Below are 22,844 nucleotides of genomic sequence, written 5' to 3'. Positions count from 1 at the left end.
CGGGGTTTACGGCGTGTCCTGCCAGCCCACACCGCCCCACCAAACCAGCAGAAAACCAGAGCCGCTTTGGCCTTGGCTTTGGCTTTTGCTGTTGCCGGCCAGCGGCCGGCACTACCCGCAGGTGCAGGGCGCAGCCCTGCCGGCCCCCCTCCCCTGCGCACGAAAACGATTTCACTGTTTTCAGCAAACCGTCATCCCTTCGCCACGCCAGTACCATATTGCGGAGCAGCATGCGCCCAAGGGCGACCCATGCTAAAAATCGCCCGCCCATCGCTTAGATCGATCCAAGAACGACACTGCGATGGCCGGGAGTTGGGGGAGCAGCAACAGGACGTACCAGGCCACCACGCGCGGTGCTCTGCCACCCACATGGCGACACCCGTAATGTCACTTCAAATTAGATCGATTCAAGTTGTCCGAGCCACGTCACCGGATCAATCCAGGAGAGAGGGAGAGATGGGAATGAAGCATTCAACACGTACGCACGGCCAGGACGCATTGTCGCTGGCCATCGCGCTGGCCTTGGCCGCCGCCGTCATTCCGGCTGGCGCCGCCGCGCAACAGACCACGTCCACCGGCGCGCAGGACGCCACCACCCTGGACAGCGTCCAGGTCACCGGCTACCGCTACGCCATTGAAAAGAGCCTCGAGCAGAAGCGCGACGCCAACGCGGTGGTCGAGGTGATCACCGCCGAGGACGTCGGCAAGTTCCCCGACAAGAACGTGGCCGACGCACTGCAGCGCGTGCCCGGCGTGGTCATCACCCGCAGCGGTGGCGAAGGCAAGAGTGTCAGTGTGCGCGGCCTTGCGCCGGACCTGACCCTGACCCAGTTGAACGGCAACTTCGTCGCCTCGTCAGAGACCAACAACGAAGCGACGCGCTCCTTCAACTACACCCTGCTGCCATCGAACATGTTGTCCAGCGCGGAGCTGTTCAAGTCGCCGGAAGCACGCATCGACGAAGGCGGCATCGGCGGCACGGTCATCCTGCATACCCGTCGCCCGCTGGACATGGAATCCAACTCCGGCTACGTGAACCTGGAGGGCACCACCTCCGATACCAGCCACGATGTCGATCCGCAGGCGTCAGCGCTGTACTCGTGGCACAGCAAGGATGAGCGCTTCGGCGTCCTCGTCGGCGTGACCCAGCAGAAGCGCACCACCCGCACCATGGAAGCCAGCACCGAGGACTACCAGTGGTACGGCAATGGCACCACGGCCCGCGATGCCAACGGCAACCTGCTGGAGCAGGATGGCATCCACTACTGGTGGGGCCAGTCCGGCTTCAACAACCAGGCTGGCAAGAACTACAGCGAATTCTTCATGCCGACCTCGGTGAACTTCGCGGTGAAGGAAGAGAAGCGCGAGCGCAAGGGCGGCCAGCTGACCTTCCAGTTCAAGCCGGTCGACAACGTCACGATGACCGCGAACTACTTCCGCTTCGAGCTGCAGGGTGACTACACCCAGAACATGCTGAAGGTGCCGGAGTGGAACCTGGCCCGCTACAACCAGGACGGCAACTGGGCCGGCGGCCGCCTGCTCAACGGCCTGGATTTCGACCCGAGTGGCAGCATCGTCACCGGTGCGCAGTACCAGAAGCTGGCCGGAAAGACCTATTACTGCAGTGAGGAAGAAGCAGCGGCAGCCGGCCTGGAACCCGGTGGCTGGGGCCCGGACGACTGCACCATCCCCACTCCGCAGCTCACCGGTGGATACAGCAAGGAAAAGGCACTGTCGCAGACCGCCGACCTGACCATCGACTGGGATATCAGCCCGCTGTGGAAGGCCTCGTTCACCGGCGGCCGCACCTGGTCCGAAGGTGGTCCGTCGATGAATTTCCGCATGTCGGCCAAGCCGCGCCGCAAGGTGGGCAACCAGTGGCAGTCCGGCAACCAGTACACCGCCTGGGACCTGACCGGCACGCCGTCGGTGCAGTTCTCGCCGGACCTGCAGCAGCAGTTGATGGCGGGCGTGGCCGAAGTCGATACCGGCTCGACCGATTCGTCGTGGATGCAGACCGAGGTCAAGCAGAACTACTTCCAGGCCGACGTCACCAAGCTGTTCGAGGCCGGCTGGCTGGATTCGATCCAGTTCGGCGCCAAGTACCGCGATGGCAAGGTCCACCGCAACACCGGCAACACCTATTGGGTGTGCCCGGGCCTGGATCCGTCCGACTATGACAACAATCGCTACCAGGCCGGTTGCGATCCGACCGCAGGCGATGCGCAACCGGGCTTCTTCCTGTCCAACCCGATCAGCAACATCACCGGCGCGTTCAACGCCAACGTGTTCCCGGGCATCAACTACCCGGCCTACATCGACTACCTGAACAAGACCTACGGTGGCTCGCACAACCGCACCGAAGAAGACTTCGTCTACGACGTCAACGAGAAGATCCATTCCGGCTACTTCCAGGCCAACGTCCGCACTGAGCGGGTACGCGGCAACATCGGCGTGCGCGTGGTGCGGACCAAGCAGTTCGCCCAGTCCAGCGATTCGGTCGAGCGCTTCAACGACTATTTCGTCGACAACGCCAGCGGCGCGCCGATGAGCTGCGATGATCCGGCCGCCGACCCGAACCTGCGCTGCCAGGGTGGCTTCGTCCGCCTGCCCGACCCGCAGGTGCGCGACAAGGTGTACGCCCTGTCGTCGCTGGAAAAGACCTATACCGACGTGCTGCCCAGCTTCAACATTGCCTGGGACATCACCGACAACCTGGTGCTGCGTGGCGCGGCATCGAAGGTGGTCGCGCGCCCGAGCTACACCAGCATCGCCTATCCCGGTGGCCTGCGTTACATCAGCGAAGAGTACGCGAACGACCGCCGCGTCACCGGCGGCACCGACACGCCCGGCTGGTACGGCTCGGGCAGCAACAAGGCGCTGGAACCGTTCAAGGCGGTGCAGTTCGACCTGGGCCTGGAGTGGTACTTCAAGCCGGGCGCGGTCGCAGGTGTTTCGCTGTTCCGCAAGAACGTGGACAACTTCACCGTGCCGGTGGTGCGCGACCAGCAGATGAACGTCGGCGGGCAGTCGGTCACCGTGCAGAAGTACGAGACTCAGGCCAACGGCCGCGATGGCGTGTCGCAGGGCGTGGAACTGTATGGCCAGTACACGTTCGACTTCGGACTGGGCGTGCAGGCCAACTACACCTACAACGACACCAACCTGGCCTCGATCGTGCTGGATGGCGAGGAAATCGGCTCCTCGCCGCTGGTCGGCAGTGCCAAGAACCAGGCCAACGTTACGGTGTTCTACGAGAACGACAAGTTCCTGGCGCGCGCCTCGTACAACCGTCGTGGTGAAGTGGTCGGCGGCCTGAACAATGGCATGACCACCTACACCAAGCCTTACAGCCAGCTTGACCTGAACGTGGCCTACAACCTCACTCCGGACTGGACGGTGACCGCCGCCGTACTGAACGCCACCAAGTCCGAGCTGCGCAGCTACATCGGCAACGACAGCCAGGCCCGCCTGCTGTCCAACCTGTACGCCGGCCGCCAGCTGTACTTCGGCGTGAACTGGAAGTTCTGAGGCAGCGCCGGGCCTGGCCCGGCGCCGTCTTGCCCGCCCCGGCGGGAATGGTCCTCCACGGCAGCCGCGCTGGTACAGGCGGCTGCCGTTTTCATGGGTGCCTGCGCCGCCGTTCAGCCACCTGCTTGACCCTGCCATCGTTGGAAGGTGCACACTGGTTTCACCTCACGAGCACCGAAGGAGCTACAGATGGAATTCCATGTTGACGGCATGACCTGCGGCGGCTGCGCGCGCAGCGTGACCCGCGCGATCCAGCAGATCGATCCGAACGCCAGTGTGGTGGCCGATCCGCCGACCGGCCTGCTCAAGGTGCAGACCACCGCATCACAGGAGCAGGTGTTCGCCGCGCTGAACGATGCGGGTTTCCCGCCGCGCACTGCCTGATCCCCTGCCTTCTGCCACCGCGGAGCCCGCCCCGTGCACACTGTCACCGAGCGGGCTTTTTTGCATGCGACATGGAAACTCAGCGCTTGCGCGCGCGCCGCCGCACCGCGCCGGTCTTCGCTGCATCGACCGGCAGCGGGGCCTCATCGTCTTCACCCAACCGCTCCAGGATCGGGCACTCCGGGCGCTCGTCGCCCGCACAGCAACGGATCAGCGATTTCAACGTGTCGGCCATCTGCCGCATGCTCTGGATGCGTTGTTCCAGGTCGGCAATGTGCTGCTCGGCCAGGTGCTTGACGTCGGCACTGTGCCGCGCGGTGTCGTTCCAAAGGCCCAGCAGGTCACTGATTTCGGCCACCTGGAAGCCGAGATCGCGCGCGCGGCGGATGAAGCGCAGGCGATGGATGTCCGCCTGCGAATACGCCCGGTAGCCCGATTCGGTGCGATCGGCCGCGGGGATCAGGCCGATCTGTTCGTAGTAGCGGATCATCTTCGCCGACACGCTGGAGGCCTTGGCGGCGTCACCGATGTTCATGCGGATCTCCTTCAGTGGGCGGCAGCGGCGGCATCGGCCACCGGCGGCTGGAAGCGGCGCAGGCGCAGCGCGTTGCCCAGCACGAACACACTGGACAGCGCCATCGCACCGGCCGCGAACACCGGCGACAGCAGCACGCCCCAGGCCGGGTACAGCACGCCGGCAGCGACGGGAATCAATGCGGTGTTGTAGGCGAACGCCCAGAACAGGTTCTGCCGGATGTTGCCCAGCGTCGCCTTGGACAGCGCAATGGCATTGGGCACGCCCTGCAGGTTACCCGACATCAGCACCACATCGGCCGACTCCACCGCGATGTCGGCGCCGGTACCAATGGCCAGGCCGACATCGGCTTCAGCCAACGCAGGGGCATCGTTGATGCCGTCGCCGACGAAGGCGACGTGGCCATGCGTGGCCTTCAGCCGGCGCACTGCCTCGACCTTGCCTTCCGGCAGCACCTCGGCCACCACTTCATCGATGCCGAGCTGGCGCGCGATCGCCTGTGCGGTCCCGGCGTTGTCGCCGGTGATCATCGCCACCTTCAGGCCCAACCGATGCAGTGCCGCGATCGCTGCCGGGGTGCTCGGCTTGATCGGATCGGATACCGCGATGATCGCGGCCAGGCGTCCATCGATGGCCACGTACATCGGTGACTTGCCCTGCGTGCCGAGTTCCGCCGCCAATGCTGCGAATGCAGTGATGTCCACGCCCAGGTCGCGCATGAAGCGATCGGCACCGACCTCCACGCGTGCACCCTCGACACTGGCCCGCACGCCCATGCCGGTGACCGATTCGAAGCCGACCATGCCCGGCAACGTGATGCCCTGCCCGGTCGCGGCATCAACAATCGCGCGGGCGATGGGATGCTCCGAGCGCGACTCCACCGCGGCCACTGCCGCCAGAACCCTGTTGCGATCGAAGCCAGCGGCAATCTCCAGATCGGTCAGGCGCGGGCGGCCTTCGGTCAGCGTGCCGGTCTTGTCCACCGCCACCACCTGCGCGTCCTTCAGCAGCTGCAGGGCCTCGCCCTTGCGGAACAGCACGCCCATTTCGGCGCCACGACCGGTTCCGACCATGATCGAGGTCGGCGTGGCCAGGCCCATCGCGCACGGGCAGGCAATGATCAGCACCGCCACCGCATTGACCAGTGCGAAGCTCAGTGCCGGCGATGGACCGAAGATCAGCCAGACTGCGAAGGTCGCCAGCGCGGCCAGCATCACCGCCGGCACAAACCACAACGTGACCTTGTCGACCACCGCCTGGATCGGCAGCTTCGAGCCCTGCGCCTGTTCGACCATGCGGATGATCTGCGCCAGCAGGGTCTGCGCGCCCACGGCCGTGGCTCGCACCGTCAGTGCGCCCTTCTGGTTGACCGTGCCACCCACCACGCTGCTGCCCGGCAGCTTCTCGACCGGAATCGGCTCGCCGCTGATCATCGATTCATCGATGTAGCTGCGGCCTTCAACCACCTCGCCATCCACCGGCACGCGCTCGCCCGGGCGCACTTCCACCAGGTCGCCGCTCTGCACTTCATTGACCGGGATGTCGACCGCGCGGCCGTCACGGACCACATGGGCCACCTTGGCCTGCAGGTTGACCAGGCGCTTGATCGCTTCGGAGGTGCGGCCTTTGGCCCGGGCCTCCAGGAAGCGACCGAGCAGGATCAGCGCGACGATCACCGCCGCCGCTTCGTAGTAGACGTTCACCGTGCCCGGCGGCAGCAGCCGCGGTGCAAAGGTCGCTACCACCGAATAGCCGAACGCCGCGGCGGTGCCCACCGCCACCAGTGAATTCATGTCCGGCGCCAACCGCAGCAGCGCCGGGAAGCCCTTCTGGTAGAAGCGGCGCCCGGGGATGGCCAGCACCAGGAGCGTCAGTGCGAACTGCAGGTACCCGCTGGCCTGCATGCCGAGGGTGGACATCACCCATGCGTGCATGCCGGGAATCAGGTGCGAACCCATTTCCAGTACGAACACCGGCAGTGCCAGCGCGGTGGCCACGATCAGGTCGCGCTTCAGTCCGGCGAGCTCGGCATCCTTCTTTTCCGCAGCCTGATCATCGGACTGCACACCCGCCTCGATCACACGTGCGTCATAGCCGGCCTTGTCGATCGCGGCGACCAGCGCAGCCACGTCCGCCATGCCACGCACCGTGGCGCGCTCGGTGGCCAGGTTGACGCTGGCCTGGCTGACGCCGGGCACGGCCAACAACGCGCGTTCGACACGGCCCACGCAGGAAGCGCAGGTCATGCCTTCGACCGCCAGTTCGGTGGTCGCCGCGGGCACGTCATAGCCCACCCGCTCCACTGCCTGGACAAGCGCCGCGCGATCAACCGGGCCCGACGGACGAATGTCCGCCCGCTCGGTGGTCAGGTTCACCGAGACACTGCCCACGCCCTCGACCTTGGACAGTGCTGCCTCGACCCGGCCCACGCAGCTGGCGCAGGTCATGCCCTCGATGGGCAGGCTGATGGTGGAGGGGCTGGCGGGGGCGGCAGCGGCGCGCGGCGTGCTCATGATCGGATTCCCGGGTTTCCTTCTGGATGCGGACAGGCTAAACCTTGCCATCGTGGGAAGGTCAAATCCAGCCTGTCCGCATGCCTGAAGGGAGCGCCGCCCCCGGCGTCCCGTTTCCGCATCCACGCATGGCGTGGATCTAGCGGCGGAGGTCGGTCTCCTCAGAAGGTGAACACATACTCCAATGCGAACTCGCGGCCGACCGCGCTCAGCAACCGGGTCGGGGCGAAGTCATAGTCCAGCTTGTACGGGTCCTTGTGGTTCCAGCTGGCCGAATTGAACACGTTGTTGACGTAGACATTGACCTTGGCGTGCTCGGTCACCTGGTAACCCACGTTGACGTTCCAGGTGATGAACGGCCCGACCCGGCCGAAGTAGCGCGAGGTCTGCTGGCCCGCGTTGGGGTTCGGGTTCACCGAGCCATCCGGCAGCTGTGCCGGTTCCAGGCAGTTCAGCGACGGGCTGTCACTGGGCACGTAGCCGTCGGCGAACGGCAGGCAGCCGCCGGGATTGTCCAGGCGGTCGGTGCCCCAGTGATAGCGCACGCCCGGCACCGAGCCCACGCGGTCGGCATAGACGTTGGCGTTCCAGTTGCCGCGCTGCCAGGCCAGGCTCGCGCGCAGCTTGCTGCGCAGGTCCCGGTCGCGCCGTTCCGGGTTCGGGTCGTTGGCGTAGCGCTGTTCCTTGGTCGAGATCTGGTTGGTGTAGTTCAGGCCCAGCTGGAAGCTGCCCCACTGCGCGGTTTCCAGGCGATAGCGTGCAGTCAGGTCGATGCCGCGCACTTCCCGGCTGGCCAGGTTGAACGGGCCGCGCTCGATCGATACCAGGCGGCCGCTGCTGTCGCGGTTCACGCGGGCCAGGATGCCGGCGCAATAGTCGCCACCGGCCGGATTGGCCCACGGCGTGCCATCAATGTTCTTGCCGGTCAGGCAGCCGGCCTCGCTGGCCAGCACCTCGTCGGCGCCGACGTCGACGATCATGTCTTCCAGCTTGATCGCCCAGTAATCGGCGCTGACCGACAGGTTGGGCATCACGTCCCAGACGAAGCCGACCGTCCACGAATCGCCGGTTTCCGAACGCAGCAGCGGCGTGCCACGCCGGTTCACGTCGAAGGTGTACCAGACATCGGTGTTGCCCACGCCACAGTTGTTGACCAGGTAGGCACCGCTCTGGATGCAGCGCAGGCGGTCATAGGTCTGCACTTCGGAACTGCTCGGCTGGCCCAGCAGGTAGTGCATGTCCGGCGCGTGGAAACTGGTGGCGTACGAGCCACGCACCAGCAGCGATTCGACCGGGCGCCATTCCAGGCCGACGTTCCAGGTGGTCTCCTTCTGGCTGCCGATATCCAGCGCTTCACTGCTGTCATCGGCCTTGTAGTTGCCGTAGCGGTCGTAGCGGGCCGCCGCGGTGGCCGTCACGCTCTCCAGCAGCGGGATCTTGAACTCGACGCCGGCCGAGTAACGGGTGCGCTCGCCGCCACCGCGATCGACGTTCTGCAGATCGAAGTCGATGCCGGCGCGCGGGTCCGGGCTGAGGTGATAGCCCTGCTGCGCGACTTCGGCCACGGCGGCGAACGAGATCGGGCCGGCCCAGCCCTGGAACAGCTCGCCGGTGATGTCCGCCGAGGCCTGGTTGACCCACGATGACGCGCGGTTCCTGGCCACCGTGCCCATCTGCCAGTACTGGTCAGGCGTCAGCGGGTTCCACCAGCGCGATTCGTTCAACGCATAGATCGCCTCGCCGTCAGCGGTGGTGCCCAGGCGCGGGCCGAGGAAGAAGTCGTACGACTTCTGCTCGTCCACCACGTTCTGCCGTTCTTCCACGCGATAGTAGGAACGCCCCACCGTGGCGCTCCAGTCGAAGCGGTCGGCAAGGCGGCCACGCAGGCCCGCGCTCCAGTCCCATGACAGCTCGCGGTTGGTGTTGCGCAGGGTGTCCAGGCCGCCGACTTCGTTCGGGGTGAACTGGCGCACGCCCAGGATCGGGCGGTTGCGGTTGGCATCCCAGTAATAGCCGTTGTCGTCGTCGATCAGCGAGACGCTGGGCGGGTTGGTGCCCCAGATCGCTTCGGAGCGGTACACCGCCAGGTTGGTCCAGGCCTGCAGGTCGCTGCTGAAATCGAAGGTGGCATACAGGTTGCCGGACACGTTCTCGGCACCACCGGTCAGCAGCCAGTTGGCGTAGTCGGCGCTCATGCCGCACAGGCGGCCGGTGTTGGTGATGCGGTTGGCGGCGTAGTTGTAGACCAGTCGGTCGGCCGTGTAGTACTCGCCGTCGAACTTCTCGCAGGTGCCAGTGGGTGGCGCCAAGCGCTGGCCCGTCGTCGGATCGATCAACGCCAGGCCCGAGGTGGGGCGGAAGCCGACCTTGCGCTGCTCCATGTTCCAGGACGCATACGGCGCATCATCGGCATCGTCCATCTGCGGGCGGTCGCGGCCGAACAACGGATCGCGCTTGGTGTATTGCAGCGCATAGGTCACGCTCCAGTTGTCACCCGTCTTGCCGCCGGCCCATGACAGGTCCCAGGTGTCGCGCCCGCCTTCGGTGGAAGTACCGCCGCGCACGCGCACTTCGTCGCCGTCGTAGTTGGTCTTGAGGATGACATTGACCACGCCGGCGATCGCATCCGAACCGTAGATGGCCGAGGCGCCGCCGGTCAGTACTTCGATGCGCTCGACCGCGGCAGCGGGAATGTTGCCGTAGTTGGAGAAGTTGGTTTCACCGCCATACGGCAGCGGGTAATCGGCCACGCGACGGCCGTTCACCAGCAGCAGCGAGCGGTTCGGGCCCATGCCGCGCAGGTTCAGGCCACTGGCGTTGGGCGTGTGCGAACCCCATTGCGAGGCGGCTTCGACGGTACCGGTTGCTTCGGTGAGCGTCTTCAGCGCGTCATACACGCTGACGAAGCCCTCTTTCTGGATCTGCTGCGCGGTGATCACGTTGACCGGGGCCGGGCCTTCGACCGCGGCGCGCTTGATGCGCGAACCGGTAACGGTGACCGCGTCCAAGTCCTTGGTGGACGAACTGGCCGCTTCCTGTGCACCCGCGGCCAGGGGCAACAGGGCCAGGACCAGTGCCTGGGACAGCAGGTGACGACGCTTGCGAACGGACTGAGCCATGGGTGGTTGCTCTTGGAAAGTGTGGACGCGCGGACAGGTGGTGGCGTAGCACGACGGCTGATCCGGGTGCCGGGATCGGTTCACGACCGTCCCAGCCCCCTCCCCTGTGGATCGATCCAAACTAAAGCACAGCTGAACCGCGCCGGGCATGCGGCGATGCAGCAACACCCTACGCAATGCCGCTATCAGCCGCAGGTATCAAGAACAATCAAAGGGTTGCGAAACATCGCTGAGAGAACAGCGCACACGTCAATGACACGATCGCGACAACCGCGCGCGGAACGGTTTTGTCCGCGTCGTCGCGTGCGACTGTAGAGCCGAGCCCGTGCTCGGCTGATGTCGTTTGCCGCAAAGCGCAGCCGAGCGTTGGCTCGGCTCTACAGCAGAAGCGGGCTACCTTGCGCCGTCCAGCGCCTGCCGCAGCGCGGCCACGGTCGCGGTGGCGGTCTGGCTCCAGTCCGGGTCCAGGCCGCGCAGGGCCGGGTTCTGGAACTGCATGGCCGAGCGGCGCAGGCCTTTTGCGGACGCGTGCAGTTCGGTACAGCCCGTCTGCCGCGCGACGGTTGCGATGTTGCCCGGGGCCAATCCGGCACCTGCCATCACCGTGATACGCCCGGCCGCTTGGGTGACCAGCGCCGCCAGCAGATCGGCACCGGCCTCGGCGCTGACCTGGCCGCCCGAGGTCAGCACGCGCTGGCAACCCAGTCCGATCACCTGCTCCAGCGCCGCCGACAGGTCGCGGGCCGCGTCGAAGGCACGATGGAAAGTCACCTGCAGCGGCCCGGCGGCCTGCACCAGTTCACGGCACAACGCCAGGTCGATACCGCCCTGCACATCCAGCGCACCGATCACCACGCCATCGCAGCCCAGCGCGCGGCACTGCGCGATGTCACGCAGCATCAGTTCGGTTTCCAATGCGTCGTAGTGGAAGTCGCCCGGGCGCGGGCGCACCAGCACGAACAGCGGAATCGACAGGCGTTCGCGGGCGATCGCGATGGTGGCAAACGACGGCGTGGTGCCACCCTCGGCCAGGTTCTCGAACAGTTCGATGCGGTCGGCACCGCCGGCCTGCGCGGCCAGCGCCGAGGCCAGCGAGTTGCTGGCGATCTCCAGGGTCAGCCGCGTGCTCACGCCTGAGTGCTCGCATAGATCGACGGCGAATCGCGCAGGTCATCCTGGCGCTGCGCATCGCACACGGCGTAGACGAAGCCGCGATGCAACGCGTAGGCGCCCACCTCGCCCTGCTTGTTCATGGCCAGGAAGCACACCTGCAGGGTCTTGCTCGCCTCCGGCCGCTTGCGCACCACACGGTCGATTGCCTCGCGGCAGGCCTGGGCCGGCGAGCGCCCCTGGCGCATCAGCTCGACCACCAGGAATGAGGCGGCGTTGCGGATCATCTCCTCACCCACGCCCGACGCGGTGGCCGCACCCACTTCGTTGTCGACATACAGGCCGGCACCGATGATCGGGCTGTCGCCGACCCGGCCGTGCAGCTTCCAGGCCATGCCGCTGGTGGTGCAGGCACCTGCAAGATGGCCCTTGGCATCCAACGCCAGCATGCCGATGGTGTCGTGGTTGTCGCTGTTGCCGGGAATACCACGGCGCTCGGCATTGATCTGCGGCTGATACTTCTCGGTCTTCAGCCACTCGCGCCAGGCCGCTTCGGCCTGCGGCGTGAGCAGGTGCCTGCGCTCGAAACCCTGCTGCACCGCGAACTGCTGCGCGCCCTCGCCCACCAGCAGCACGTGCGGGCTGTTTTCCATCACTTTGCGGGCCACCGACACCGGATGCAGGATGTCGACCAGCGCGGCCACCGCGCCACAACGGCCATCGCCATCCATGATGCTCGCATCCAGGCTCAGCACGCCGTCGCGATCCGGGTTGCCGCAATGGCCGACGGTGGGGTTGCACAGCTCGCTCTCGGCCCAGCGTGCACCGGCTTCAACTGCATCCAGTGCGCTGCCACCCTGCGACAGCACCTTCCATGCGGCCTGGTTGGCCGGCACGCCGAAGTCCCAGGTCGAAACCACCCTGGCCCCACCCTGCGTGCGCGCCTGCACGCCCGGCAAGGCCACCATGCCTGCGGCCAGTGCGCCGGCCTGCAGGAACTGCCTGCGATCCACCATCTTCCCCTCCCAGTCTGCAATGCACGGCCGGCCCGATGCCGGCCACGCCGATCAGTCGTGCGTGGGCTGCCGTGCGGCGTACCAGACCGCTGCGCCGAGAACGCCCAGCTGGCCATGCTCCACGCGCCATACCGGCACCTGGCGCAGCACCTCGGTCAGCACGCCCTTGTTGAGGAAGCGCTCACGGAAGCGACCATCGGCCAGGAAATCCTGCACATGCGCAGAAATGCCCCCGGCCAGGTACACCGAACGCGCACCCACCGCGATCGCTGCGTCGCCGGCCAGGCTGCCCAGCCAGGCACAGAACACCTGCAGCGTTTCCACCGCCAGCGCATCCTCACCGCTGCGTGCGGCACCGATCAGTGCCTCGGTACTGCTCCACACCGGAGTGACGCCACGCAGTTCGCACAGGCACGGATACAGGTTCATCAGGCCACTGCCGGACAGCACGCGCTCGTTGTCCACGTGCGGCCAGCGCTGCAGCAGCTTGTCCAGCACCTGCAGTTCCAGCGCGTTGCCGGCGCCGAGCGCGGCATGGCCGATCTCGCTGGCCAGCACCGGACGCTCGCCGTCGGCAAAGCGCAATGCTGCACCCAGACCGGTACCGGCGCCCAGCACCAGCGCCGGGAACGCCTGCGCCGGGTCAGCATCGCCATTGAGCGGCACCAGGGTGTCAGGCTGCAGGTAGGGAATGGCCAACGCCACCGCTTCAAAATCATTGATCAGCTGCAACTCATGCAGCCCGGACTGCAGCCGCGTGGCCGACAGCGAGACCGTCCACGGCAGGTTGGAATTGATCAACACATCGCCATCGAGCAGTCCGGCGATGGCGACCACCGCGGCCTGTACCGGCTGGCCGAGGCCAGCGGTGAAATCGGCCAGGATCGCGGCCAGGCTGGGATGCTCGGCGCAGGCGTAGGTGCGATGGCTGCCCAGCAGTGGTGCCTGGCCGGCTTGCGTTTCAGCCAGCGCCAAACGGGCGAAGGTGCCGCCGACATCGGCGACAACGAGACTGCGCGGAAGACCGCCGCGGGCGGAGTCGGTGGAAACCGGGGACGCTGCTGCGATGGTCACGCTGGCCTGCTTGGATCGATTGAATCGCCCCGATTCTCAGGCATCGGGGCGGCTTTGCCTAGCGCGCCGGCGGTTCAGGTTGGCCTACATGCCTTCCTGTTCGGCCACCTGCACGCCATCCACCAGCACGCGCAGGCGCTGCGGGCGGAGGCCGGCGAACAACAGCGGCCGGGTGCGCTCGACCAGCACCTCATGGCCGGCGATGTGGCGCAGCCACGACTGTACCAGCGAGAACGAGAAGTGGGTGCCCGGATGCAGCGGATGCTGCACCCAGACCTTCTCGGTGGCGCTCTGCAGCAGCATCGCACCAGTGAACCAGTGGCGGCTGAGGGTGACTGGTGTGGTGCCGGCCATGAAGCGGATATCCATGCGGGGTCCTTTCGCTGGAGCGGCGATGCGGGGGATCAGGGCTGGGCCGTCTGCAGGCTGTAGCGGGTGGTGGCGGTGAACACTGCACCATCAGGCTGGGTAGAGCGTACTTCGACCTTGTGGCTGCCCACGGCCAGGTCGGTCGGCAGCGCGCCACGCCACAGGTGCGGCGACGCGGTGGCCTCCGGCGAACGGTCGTAGCCGCGCAGGCTGCTTGCCAGATCATCGGCCACGTTCTCCACCATCAGGCGCGGATCGGGCTGGCTGACCTGCTTCATCGTCTGCCAGGCACCGCCATCGACGCGGTACTCGACCACGCTGGCATCTTCGCCCATGTACACGTTGGCGTACACGCCCCACGCCGGATAGGCCCCCTGGCGCAGCACCTTCGGCGCATGCAGGCCGATCTGCTCGCTGGCCGGCTTGCCGGCCACCCGGTACTGCAGTCTGTAGCTGCCATTGGCGGCGATGTCCAGCAACGCGTAGCCCTTTGGCGTGCCATCACTCATGGTGCTGTCCGGCACTCCGGCGGCGTCCTTCACCCCCGACCAGAACGCGCCGCAGTTGGCACCGACGTTGTATTCGTGCAGCGGCTTGTCACCGTTCCAGCCGTCGGCCTTGCCGTGGTAGACGTGCTGCTGGGTGTGGCTGTGGCCACTGAGCACCAGCACGTTGCGGAAGTCCTTCAGCAGGTCGAACAGGCGCTGGCGGTCAGCATGACGGAAGGTCTCGCGTCCCGGCGCGGCGTCGAACAGCGGGATGTGCATGCCCAGCACCAGCAGGCGGTCCTTGTGCAGGCCCTTCAGGTAGCCGGCAAGGAAAGCGAACTGGTCTTCGCGCAGGCCACCGACATACTTCGGCCTTGCGTTGGGGTCATACACCACGTCGTCGAGGAACACGAAACTGGCACCGCCCTCTTCCACCGCGTAGGTGTCCGGGCCGTAGATGTTGCGCCAGCTGTCCAGCGAATGCTCGTCGCTGGCTGCATCCAAATCGAGGTCGTGATTGCCCGGCACATGGAACCACGGCACGCCCAGCGACGTAGTGACCTTGTTGATTGCCGGATACAGGGTCAGATCGTCGTTGACGATGTCACCCAGGGTGGTGCCCATGCGCGCCTTGGTCTGGCCGACCAGCGGCGACACGATCGACTGCTGGTAGTAGCCGATGTCCTTCAGGCTGGCGGTCTGGGAGTCGGTGAAGACCAGCATCTGGAAGCCGCGACGGCTGTCATGGCGATCCGGCTGCAGCGCGAAATCCCAGTTGCGGGTGACATCGCTGGTGGCGGCGATGCCGCCGTACTTCAGCGCCGGCGAGCCGTTCGGGCGGAAATGGCGCCAGAACGAAGGCAGGCCGTCTGCCGCCTTCGGGAACGAATACGCATCGGGCTTGATCACGAACACGGTCTGGCCATCACGCACCGGCAGGCTGTAGCTGCCGTCGGCGGCGGTCTTGACGATGGCCTCGCCGTTGGAGACCTGCACCCCGGCCAGGCCCGGATCGGTCGCACCGCGGCCCGGCTTGCCGTCACGCTCCAGATAGACCTTGCCGGTGACCACGGTGTCCGCAGCCCAGGCCGGCGAGGTCAGCAACAGGCAGCACAGCCAGGCGGCAGGCAGTTTCATGGGAGGCATCCGGCAGAAAGAGACGCGGTATTGTAGAGCCGAGCCATGCCCGGCTGCATTCAAGAAAAACAGCCGAGCATGGCTCGGCTCTACAGGTAGGTGCGGAGCGCTGCTCCGCACGCCTTCTTCAACGATGGCGTTTTTCCAGCACCGCCCGCGCATCGTCCAGCGACAGACCGCGCGCGCGCAGCAATACCAGCAGGTGGTACAGCAGGTCCGAAGCCTCACCGAGCAGTGCCTCGTCATCCTGCGCAACCGCCGCCAGCGCGGTCTCCACCCCCTCCTCACCCACCTTCTGTGCGATGCGGCGGATGCCGCCCTCGAACAGGCGGGTCGTATAGCTGCCCGGCGGGCGCTGCGCCTCACGCATCGCGACCAACTGGCCCAGCCCGCCCAGGAAGTCCTTCGGCGCCTGGTCGAAACAGCTCTCCGCACCCGTGTGGCAGGTCGGCCCCGCCGGGCGTGCCATCACCAGCAGCGTGTCGGCGTCACAGTCGACGCTGATCGATTGCACCACCAGCACGTTGCCGGACTGCTCGCCCTTGGTCCACAACCGCTGCTTGCTGCGGCTGAAGAAAGTCATGTGGCCGATGGCCACCGTGGCCGCCAGCGATTCTGCGCTGACATAGCCCAGCATCAGCACCTGCAGGGTATCGGCATCCTGCACCACGGCCGGCAGCAAGCCGTCACCCTTGCCCCAGTCCAGTGCCTGCAATGCGTCCAACGAAGGCCTGACTTCAATAGACATCCCGCACCTCGATCTGCTGTCCGCGCAGGTAGCGCTTCAATTCTGGAATGGCGATGGCGCCGCTGTGGAACACGCTCGCCGCCAGCGCACCATCGACGTCGGCCTGGTCAAAGGCTTCGGCGAAGTGCTCCATCGCACCGGCGCCACCGGAGGCGATCAGCGGCACCTGGCACAGGGCCCGCGCCTGCTGCAACTGTGCGACATCGTAGCCGCGGCGCACGCCATCGCTGTCCATGCAGTTCAGCACGATCTCACCGGCGCCCCGACGTTGCACCTCGACAATCCAGTCCAGGGTGCGCAGTGGCACCGCCTGGGTCTTGTCCGGGTCTCCGCTGAAGCGGCGCACCCGCCATTGGCCATCCGCTTCGCGCACCGAATCGACACCGACCACCACGCATTGCACGCCGAACTCGTCGGCCAGTTCAGTGATCAGTTCCGGGCGGCCCAGCGCGGGGGAGTTGATCGACACCTTGTCGGCACCGGCGAACAACACGCGACGCGCGGTTTCCACGCTGTCGATGCCCCCGGCCACGCAGAACGGAATGTCGATCAGCCGCGCGATGCGCTCGATCCAGGCAACGTCGACCGAACGCGCCTCGGGGCTGGCGCCGATGTCATAGAACACCAGCTCGTCCGCCCCTTGGTCGCGATAGCGCTGCGCCAGCTCGGCGATATCGCCCATGTCGACATGGTCGCGGAAACGCACGCCCTTGACCACGCGGCCATCGCGCACGTCCAGGCACGGAATGATGCGCCGGCTCAACATGCCAGTGCCTCCGCCAGGTCCATGCGCTGTTCCAGCAGCGCCTTGCCGAGGATCGCACCGCCGCAGCCAGCGGCACGCGCCGCGGCCACATCGGCCACGTCACGGATGCCGCCGGACGCCTGCACCGCCACCCCTGGCAGCAATGCCGACAGGTGCTGGTAGAGGCCGATATTGGGCCCGGCCAGCATGCCGTCGCGGGCGATGTCGGTGCACAAGAGGTGGCGCATGCCAGCGCGCGCGTAGCGCTGGGCCAGGTCATCCAGGGTCACCCCGGCGTTCTCGGTCCAGCCGTGCACCGGCAGCTGCCACTGCCCCTGTGCGTCCTGGCGCGCGTCCAGCGCAATCGTGATGCGCTCGGCGCCAAATTCCTCCAGCCAGCCCACCACTTCATCGGGGCGGCGCACCGCCAGCGAACCGACCACCACGCGGCCGGCGCCGGCATCGAGGATGCGCGCCACGTCGTCGCGGCCGCGCACGCCACCGCCGGTCTGCACCTGCAGCGGCGTGTGCGCGCGGATCGCCGCCAGCAGCGGCGCCAGCGTATAGCCACCGGCGCGTGCAGCATCCAGGTCGACCAGATGCATCCACTGCGCCCCCTGCGCGGCGAACGCCTGCGCGCGCGGCAGCGGATCGTCGCCGTAGGAGGTTTCCTGCGCGTAGTCGCCCTGGCGCAGCCGCACCACGCGGCCATCGCGGATATCCAGCGCGGGGTAGACGATGAAACTCATGCAGCAGTGCCCTCGAGGAAATTGCGCAGCATCAGCGAGCCGGTTTCGCCGGAACGCTCGGGGTGGAACTGTGCGCCGTAGTAACGCCCCTGCTCCACCACGGCAGTGAACAGGCCGCCGTGGTCGCAGGCAGCGACGGTGTGGGTATTGAGCGGCGCCGCATAGCTGTGCACGAAGTAGGCGCTGGCACGCTCCGGCACGCCGCGCAGCAGCAGCGATTCGCGCAGTGGCAGCAGCCGGTTCCAGCCCATGTGTGGCACGCGGATGCCGCAGGCCGGCACCAGCTTGCGCACCACGCCGGGAATCAGCCCCAGTGTCTCCACACCCGCTTCCTCGGAGCGTTCGAACAGCAACTGCATGCCAAGACAAATGCCCATCAGCGGCACCTCCAGCCGCTGCAACGGCTCCACCAGGCCCTGCGCGTGCAATCGCTGCATGCCGGGACTGGCGGCGCCGACGCCGGGCAGCATCACCCGCCGCGCCCCCACCAGGCCGTCCGCGTCGCGCACCAGCCGCACCGTCGCGCCCAGGCGCTCCAGTGCGTAGCGCACCGAGCCCAGGTTGGCACCTCCGGCATCGATCAGCGCGACGTCGCTCACAATGCCCCCTTGGTGCTCGGCAGTGCCGTGCCCTGCCGGGCCAGCGCCGGGCGCAGTGCGCGCGCCAGCGCCTTGAAGCAGGCCTCCACCTTGTGGTGATCGTTGTCGCCGCGTACCTGCAGGTTGAGGTTCAGGCCACTGGCATCGCACAGCGAACGGAAGAAGTGCGGCACCAGTTCGGTCGGCATATCGCCCACGCGCTCACGCTTGAACTCACCTTCGAACACGAAGTACGGCCGGCCGCTGAAATCCAGTGCGGCGCTGGCCAGCGTCTCGTCCATCGGCAGGGTGAAGCCGTAGCGGCCAATGCCGCGCTTGTCGCCCAGCGCCTCGCGCAGCGCCTGGCCCAATGCGAGCCCGGTGTCCTCGATGGTGTGGTGCTCGTCGATGTGCAGGTCACCCTCGGCCTGGATGTCCAGCGCGAAGCCACCATGCTTGCCGATCTGCTCCAGCATGTGGTCGAAGAACGGCAGGCCGGTGGAGATGCGCGCATCACCGGCGCGATCCAGGTCCAGCTCAACGCGGATATTCGTTTCTTTGGTGTTGCGCTGGACCACGGCGGTGCGCGGCGCGTCGGCCAGCGCGTGCGCGATGCCCGGCCAGTCCCACTCGCCACCGAACTGTTCGGTACGCAACTGGAAGCCCCGGATGTTGAGGTTGTCGGCGAACTGCAGGTCGGTGATGCGGTCGCCAACCATGGCCGAGCGTGCCCAGTCGATGCTGCGGTCCTGCAGGTAGCCAGTCATCAGGCCGATGCCCGGCTTGCGGGTCGGCGCATTGTCCTGCGGCCAGCTGCAGTCGATCAGCACGTCACGGAAGGTGATGCCCTGGCTCTCGAAGATCTGCAGCATCAGGTCGTTCGGGCCATCGAAGCTGGCGCGCGGGTAGCTGTCGCTGCCCAGGCCGTCCTGGTTGGTGACAATCACGAACTGGTAGCCGGCATCACGCAGCTTCAGCAGCGCCGGGATCACCTGCGGCACGAAGCGCAGCTTCTCGTAGGCATCGATCTGGAAATCGGACGGCTCCTCGATGAGGGTGCCGTCGCGGTCGATGAACAGGATCGGGGTCATGCTGCGGCCCTCCGCGCCGACAGGGTCGCAAGCACGCGGTCATTCTCTTCGGGGCTGCCGATGCTGATGCGCAGCGCATCACCCAACTGCGGCGCGGCGCGCTGGTCACGCACCACCACGCCCGCAGCCAGCAGCGTATCGAACGCGGCCTGGGCATCGGCGAAGCGGACCAGCAGGTAGTTGCCGGATGAGCGGTAGACGCGAGGCACGCCGGGCAGGCCCAGCAGCGCCACGCGCAGGCGTTCGCGCTCGGCAATCACCGTGGCTACGCGTTCGGCGGTCCTGGCCAGCGCGGCGGGTTGCAGCGCCTGTACCGCCAGTTCCGCGCACGGCGTCGGCACCGGGTACGGCGCCTGGCAGCGGCGCAGCACAGCAATCAGTTCCGGTGCGGCGATCAGGGTTCCAATGCGCGCGGCAGCAAGAGCGTGCGCCTTCGACAGCGTGCGCAGCACCGCCAGATTCGGGTTCGCGGCCAGCAGCGTGGTCGCCGACGGGCGCTGCGCGTACTCCACATAGGCCTCGTCCACCACCACCAGCGCCTGCCCGCGCAGCGCAACCGCCACACGCTCGACCTCTTCCAAGGCGATGTCACTGCCGGCCGGGTTCGACGGTGCGCACAGGAACACCAGCTTGGCACCCTGCGCCTTGGCCGCATCGATCACCGCATCCAGATCGGCGCGCAGGCCATCCTCGCTGTCCACCAGCGGCACTTCAATCAATGCGGCACCCTGCAGGCGCGCGCAGACGGCGTACATGCCGAACACCGGCGGCGTGACCAGCACGCCATCGCGACCCGGCACACACAGCGCGCGCACCAGCAGATCAATGGCCTCGTCACTGCCGCGGCCGACCAGCAGCTGCTGTGGCGTCACGCCGTACAGCGCCGCCAGTTCCTCACGCAGCGCCAGCGGTTGCGGTTCGGGATAGCGCCGGCTGCTGCCAGCCGCATCGGCCGGATTGGCCCAGGCCGCCTCGTTGGCATTCAACCAGACCTCGCCCTGCACCACCGCACTGCGCGCCGAGCTGTAGCCGGCGAAGGCCTGCAGATCCGGGCGCACCAGTGCCAGCACGTCATCAATAGCGGCGCTCATGCGGCGGCCTCCATGCGCAATGCAACCGCACGCTCGTGGGCATCCAGGCCTTCGGCGCTGGCGATGATGCGCGCGCAGCCGCCAATCGCGGCCAGGCCGGCGGCACTGGCGCTCTGCACGCTGATCAGATTCTGGAAGCTGGCAACACTCACGCCGCTGTAGGCACGTGCGGCACCGGCGGTGGGCAGTACGTGGTTGGTGCCGCTGCAGTAGTCACCCAGTGCTTCGGGGGTGTAATCACCCAGGAACACCGAGCCGGCCACCTGCACCTTGTCCAGCCACGCACGCGGATCACGCAGCGCCAGGATCAGGTGCTCCGGTGCATAGCGGTTGCTGATCGCGAAGGCCTCGTCCAACGAACCAACCTGGATCAGGCGCGACGCTGACAGCGCCTGGCGCGCAATCTGCTCGCGCGGCAGCAGGGCCACCTGGCGCTCGACCTCAGCCTCGACCGCCGCCAGCATCCCGGCATCGTCGGTCAGCAGCAGCACCTGCGAATCCGGGCCGTGTTCGGCCTGCGACAGCAGGTCGGCGGCCACGAACGCCGGATTGGCACCGGCATCGGCAATCACCAGCACCTCCGAAGGACCGGCCGGCATGTCGATGGCGGCGGCGCCCTCCTGTGCGACCTGCTGCTTCGCTTCGGTCACGAAGCTGTTGCCCGGCCCGAACAGCTTGTCGCAGGCGGGAATGCTTGCGGTGCCATAGGCCATGGCAGCGATCGCCTGCGCGCCGCCCAGCTTGAACACGCGCTGCACGCCGGTCAGCCGCGCCGCCACCAGTACGGCCGGGTCTGCGCTGCCATCGGCTCGCGGCGGCGTGCACAGCACCACCTGCGGGCAGCCGGCCAGCTGTGCCGGAACGCCCAGCATCAGCGCGGTAGACGGCAGCGGCGCGCTGCCGGCCGGCACGTACAGGCCCACCCGACCGATCGGGCGCAGCATGCGTTCGCAGACAACGCCCGGCGCGGTTTCAACCGCGTACCCCTTGCCCATGCCGGCGGCGTGGAAGCGGGCGATGCGCTCGGCCGCGTCCACCATGGCCTGGCGCAGTTCGGCGGGGACAGCGGCCTCGGCCGCCGCGAACTCGGCTTCGCTCACTTCAAAGGACGACAGTTCGACACCATCGAAGCGTGCGGTGATCGCACGCAGCGCGTCGTCGCCCTGCGTGCGTACCTGTGCGATCAGCGTCGCCACCGCGTCGCGGGTCTGCTGCGCCACGGTCTGCACCGGGCGGGTCAATGCCGCGCTGCGCGCGGCCTCATCAAGTCGGGCCCAGATCAGACGGTTCATGCCAGCGACCGCTCCACGCTCAGTACCATCAGGCCCTGCGCACCCGCGCGCTCGAGTTCCTCCATGCGCTGCCAGCTCAGCGGGCCAGGGCACATGGTCTGCAGGCGCAGCGCACCGCCATCGGCCGGCAACCGCACCAGCGGCTCGGCATCGGCCAGCAACTGCGCCAGCGCGTCGACGCGGTCCTCGCTGGCGCGGAACATCAGCAGCTTGCTGTCCTGGCGCTGCACCACGCCATCGAGGCGGCGCAGCAGCATCGCGCGCAGCGAAGCGCGTGCATCATCCGGCACCCTTACTGCACCGGCCAGCACCGCCTCGCTGTCGAGCAGGTTGTGTACCGGGGTCAACTGGTTGGCGCGCAGCGTAGCGCCACTGGACACCAGATCACAGATCAGGTCGGCAGTGCCCAGGCGTGGGGCGATTTCCACCGAACCGGACAATTCGACCACCTGCGCGTCCACGCCCTGCTCCGCCAGCCACTGCGTGAGGATGGCCGGGTAGCTGGTGGCGATGCGGGTACCGGCCAGCTGCGCCGGACCCTGCCACTGCCATTCCTCCGGCACCGCCAGCATCAGCCGGCACTGGCCGAAGCCCAGCCCGCGCAGCGCCTGATAGGCGTCAGGCAGGCCGATCTGGCGGCGTGCCGCGGCCTGCTCGTCCAGTTCATTGCGGCCGACGATGCCGAGGTCGCAGACGCCGTCAGCGATCAGGCCGGGGATGTCGTCGTCGCGCACCAGCAGGAGGTCTACCGGCAGCGATTCACCGTAGCAGAACAACTTGTCACGGCTTTCGCGCCAGCTCAGGCCACAGGCGCTGAGCAGGTTGCGGGCGGGCTCGGCCAGCCGGCCACTCTTCTGGATGGCGATACGCAGCCGGTCTCTTGCCGGCGCTGCCTGGGTTGCACTCATGGGGGAGGTCTCGAAGTTCGGAACGGGGCGCGGATCAGCGCGAAGCAAGGCGGTCGATGGCAGCGGCATAGCCTCGATGGCCATGCTCGAGCGTGCGCGCCACCCGTCCGGTGGTGGTCACGCTCACGCCGGTGCGCTCGTGGATCTCGCGATACGGCACGCCCTGCTGCAGCAACGGCACCACTTTCCAGCGGTCGGCCATGGCTTCCAGTTCGGCCGGCGTGCACAGATCGCGCAGGAAGGCTTCCACCTGCTCCGGCTCGCGCAGGGCGGCAAAGGCCAGGGCCAGGGCTTCCAGGTCGGCCTTCGGGTCTTTGGCGGCAATCTCGGGGCGGGCTTTCACGGGGCTGTTTCCATGCATCAATG

19 protein-coding genes are annotated in these 22,844 nt (G+C 67.1%); 2 read left to right on the top strand and 17 right to left on the bottom strand.

The window, feature by feature from the left end:
- Positions 1–456 precede the first annotated feature (456 nt).
- On the top strand, positions 457–3,531 hold the full coding sequence (locus ACZ75I_RS08805; protein ID WP_472958989.1) for a TonB-dependent receptor: 3,075 nt from the start codon (positions 457–459) through the stop codon (positions 3,529–3,531).
- Between the two features lie 189 nt (positions 3,532–3,720).
- Positions 3,721–3,915 carry a heavy-metal-associated domain-containing protein gene (locus ACZ75I_RS08800; RefSeq protein WP_061477820.1) on the top strand — a complete coding sequence of 65 codons (195 nt, stop codon included), beginning with the start codon at positions 3,721–3,723 and terminating at the stop codon, positions 3,913–3,915.
- 79 nt (positions 3,916–3,994) lie between these two features.
- Here the strand turns inward: ACZ75I_RS08800 and cueR are convergent, their stop codons facing one another.
- The 17 genes from cueR to ACZ75I_RS08715 form a co-directional block, all read right to left on the bottom strand.
- Positions 3,995–4,450, bottom strand: a complete 456-nt coding sequence (gene cueR, locus ACZ75I_RS08795) for a Cu(I)-responsive transcriptional regulator (RefSeq protein ID WP_061477821.1) — start codon at positions 4,448–4,450, stop codon at positions 3,995–3,997.
- Between the two features lie 11 nt (positions 4,451–4,461).
- Complete coding sequence (locus ACZ75I_RS08790; RefSeq protein ID WP_346476415.1) at positions 4,462–6,963, bottom strand: heavy metal translocating P-type ATPase; 2,502 nt, start codon at positions 6,961–6,963, stop codon at positions 4,462–4,464.
- A 161-nt stretch (positions 6,964–7,124) separates the two neighbouring features.
- The gene (locus tag ACZ75I_RS08785) at positions 7,125–10,082 is read right to left on the bottom strand and encodes a TonB-dependent receptor plug domain-containing protein (protein ID WP_346476416.1); all 2,958 of its coding nucleotides are present in this window, start codon (positions 10,080–10,082) and stop codon (positions 7,125–7,127) included.
- A gap of 393 nt (positions 10,083–10,475) precedes the next feature.
- Positions 10,476–11,213, bottom strand: coding sequence for a copper homeostasis protein CutC (locus ACZ75I_RS08780; RefSeq protein ID WP_134968759.1), 738 nt, complete (start codon positions 11,211–11,213; stop codon positions 10,476–10,478).
- Positions 11,210–12,208 (bottom strand): glycosylasparaginase, encoded by a 999-nt coding sequence (locus ACZ75I_RS08775; RefSeq protein WP_134968760.1) that lies wholly within the window; start codon positions 12,206–12,208, stop codon positions 11,210–11,212. The genes ACZ75I_RS08780 and ACZ75I_RS08775 overlap by 4 nt, the downstream gene beginning before the upstream one ends.
- Positions 12,209–12,259: 51 nt before the next feature.
- Positions 12,260–13,282: a glucokinase gene (locus ACZ75I_RS08770; RefSeq protein ID WP_164093008.1), complete on the bottom strand. Its 1,023-nt coding sequence runs from the start codon at positions 13,280–13,282 to the stop codon at positions 12,260–12,262.
- 84 nt (positions 13,283–13,366) lie between these two features.
- Positions 13,367–13,651 carry a hypothetical protein gene (locus ACZ75I_RS08765; protein ID WP_346476418.1) on the bottom strand — a complete coding sequence of 95 codons (285 nt, stop codon included), beginning with the start codon at positions 13,649–13,651 and terminating at the stop codon, positions 13,367–13,369.
- 35 nt (positions 13,652–13,686) lie between these two features.
- Positions 13,687–15,276: a calcineurin-like phosphoesterase family protein gene (locus tag ACZ75I_RS08760; RefSeq protein WP_346476419.1), complete on the bottom strand. Its 1,590-nt coding sequence runs from the start codon at positions 15,274–15,276 to the stop codon at positions 13,687–13,689.
- Positions 15,277–15,403: 127 nt separating this feature from the next.
- On the bottom strand, positions 15,404–16,024 hold the full coding sequence (gene hisIE, locus ACZ75I_RS08755) for a bifunctional phosphoribosyl-AMP cyclohydrolase/phosphoribosyl-ATP diphosphatase HisIE (RefSeq protein WP_242891574.1): 621 nt from the start codon (positions 16,022–16,024) through the stop codon (positions 15,404–15,406).
- The gene (gene hisF / locus ACZ75I_RS08750; protein WP_242891565.1) at positions 16,014–16,790 is read right to left on the bottom strand and encodes an imidazole glycerol phosphate synthase subunit HisF; all 777 of its coding nucleotides are present in this window, start codon (positions 16,788–16,790) and stop codon (positions 16,014–16,016) included. The genes hisIE and hisF overlap by 11 nt, the downstream gene beginning before the upstream one ends.
- Positions 16,784–17,518 (bottom strand): 1-(5-phosphoribosyl)-5-[(5-phosphoribosylamino)methylideneamino]imidazole-4-carboxamide isomerase, encoded by a 735-nt coding sequence (hisA, locus tag ACZ75I_RS08745; protein ID WP_346476420.1) that lies wholly within the window; start codon positions 17,516–17,518, stop codon positions 16,784–16,786. The genes hisF and hisA overlap by 7 nt, the downstream gene beginning before the upstream one ends.
- Positions 17,515–18,117: an imidazole glycerol phosphate synthase subunit HisH gene (hisH, locus tag ACZ75I_RS08740; protein WP_346476421.1), complete on the bottom strand. Its 603-nt coding sequence runs from the start codon at positions 18,115–18,117 to the stop codon at positions 17,515–17,517. The genes hisA and hisH overlap by 4 nt, the downstream gene beginning before the upstream one ends.
- Complete coding sequence (gene hisB / locus ACZ75I_RS08735) at positions 18,114–19,187, bottom strand: bifunctional histidinol-phosphatase/imidazoleglycerol-phosphate dehydratase HisB (RefSeq protein WP_346476422.1); 1,074 nt, start codon at positions 19,185–19,187, stop codon at positions 18,114–18,116. The genes hisH and hisB overlap by 4 nt, the downstream gene beginning before the upstream one ends.
- Entirely contained in the window at positions 19,184–20,278 is a 1,095-nt protein-coding gene (gene hisC / locus ACZ75I_RS08730) for a histidinol-phosphate transaminase (protein WP_346476423.1), read from the bottom strand. The genes hisB and hisC overlap by 4 nt, the downstream gene beginning before the upstream one ends.
- The gene (gene hisD, locus ACZ75I_RS08725) at positions 20,275–21,570 is read right to left on the bottom strand and encodes a histidinol dehydrogenase (protein WP_472958988.1); all 1,296 of its coding nucleotides are present in this window, start codon (positions 21,568–21,570) and stop codon (positions 20,275–20,277) included. The genes hisC and hisD overlap by 4 nt, the downstream gene beginning before the upstream one ends.
- The gene (gene hisG, locus ACZ75I_RS08720; RefSeq protein ID WP_472958987.1) at positions 21,567–22,478 is read right to left on the bottom strand and encodes an ATP phosphoribosyltransferase; all 912 of its coding nucleotides are present in this window, start codon (positions 22,476–22,478) and stop codon (positions 21,567–21,569) included. Before hisG ends, hisD begins: the two co-directional genes overlap by 4 nt.
- 34 nt (positions 22,479–22,512) lie before the next feature.
- Positions 22,513–22,821, bottom strand: coding sequence for a YerC/YecD family TrpR-related protein (locus ACZ75I_RS08715; RefSeq protein ID WP_088497315.1), 309 nt, complete (start codon positions 22,819–22,821; stop codon positions 22,513–22,515).
- Positions 22,822–22,844: the final 23 nt, after the last annotated feature.

Source organism: Stenotrophomonas sp. X (assembly GCF_055721025.1).
The sequence above is the reverse complement of the archived record's forward strand: the minus strand, read 5'-3'. Positions and strand labels throughout refer to the sequence as shown.

Bases quoted from the DNA above. Each gene is read 5' to 3' on its own strand.
- ACZ75I_RS08805 (WP_472958989.1), top strand. From the start codon at position 457: ATGGGAATGAAGCATTCAACACGTACGCACGGCCAGGACGCATTGTCG.
- ACZ75I_RS08800 (WP_061477820.1), top strand. From the start codon at position 3,721: ATGGAATTCCATGTTGACGGCATGACCTGCGGCGGCTGCGCGCGCAGC.
- cueR (WP_061477821.1), bottom strand. From the start codon at position 4,450: ATGAACATCGGTGACGCCGCCAAGGCCTCCAGCGTGTCGGCGAAGATG.
- ACZ75I_RS08790 (WP_346476415.1), bottom strand. From the start codon at position 6,963: ATGAGCACGCCGCGCGCCGCTGCCGCCCCCGCCAGCCCCTCCACCATC.
- ACZ75I_RS08785 (WP_346476416.1), bottom strand. From the start codon at position 10,082: ATGGCTCAGTCCGTTCGCAAGCGTCGTCACCTGCTGTCCCAGGCACTG.
- ACZ75I_RS08775 (WP_134968760.1), bottom strand. From the start codon at position 12,208: ATGGTGGATCGCAGGCAGTTCCTGCAGGCCGGCGCACTGGCCGCAGGC.
- ACZ75I_RS08765 (WP_346476418.1), bottom strand. From the start codon at position 13,651: ATGGATATCCGCTTCATGGCCGGCACCACACCAGTCACCCTCAGCCGC.
- ACZ75I_RS08760 (WP_346476419.1), bottom strand. From the start codon at position 15,276: ATGAAACTGCCTGCCGCCTGGCTGTGCTGCCTGTTGCTGACCTCGCCG.
- hisIE (WP_242891574.1), bottom strand. From the start codon at position 16,024: ATGTCTATTGAAGTCAGGCCTTCGTTGGACGCATTGCAGGCACTGGAC.
- hisF (WP_242891565.1), bottom strand. From the start codon at position 16,790: ATGTTGAGCCGGCGCATCATTCCGTGCCTGGACGTGCGCGATGGCCGC.
- hisA (WP_346476420.1), bottom strand. From the start codon at position 17,518: ATGAGTTTCATCGTCTACCCCGCGCTGGATATCCGCGATGGCCGCGTG.
- hisB (WP_346476422.1), bottom strand. From the start codon at position 19,187: ATGACCCCGATCCTGTTCATCGACCGCGACGGCACCCTCATCGAGGAG.
- hisC (WP_346476423.1), bottom strand. From the start codon at position 20,278: ATGAGCGCCGCTATTGATGACGTGCTGGCACTGGTGCGCCCGGATCTG.
- hisD (WP_472958988.1), bottom strand. From the start codon at position 21,570: ATGAACCGTCTGATCTGGGCCCGACTTGATGAGGCCGCGCGCAGCGCG.
- hisG (WP_472958987.1), bottom strand. From the start codon at position 22,478: ATGAGTGCAACCCAGGCAGCGCCGGCAAGAGACCGGCTGCGTATCGCC.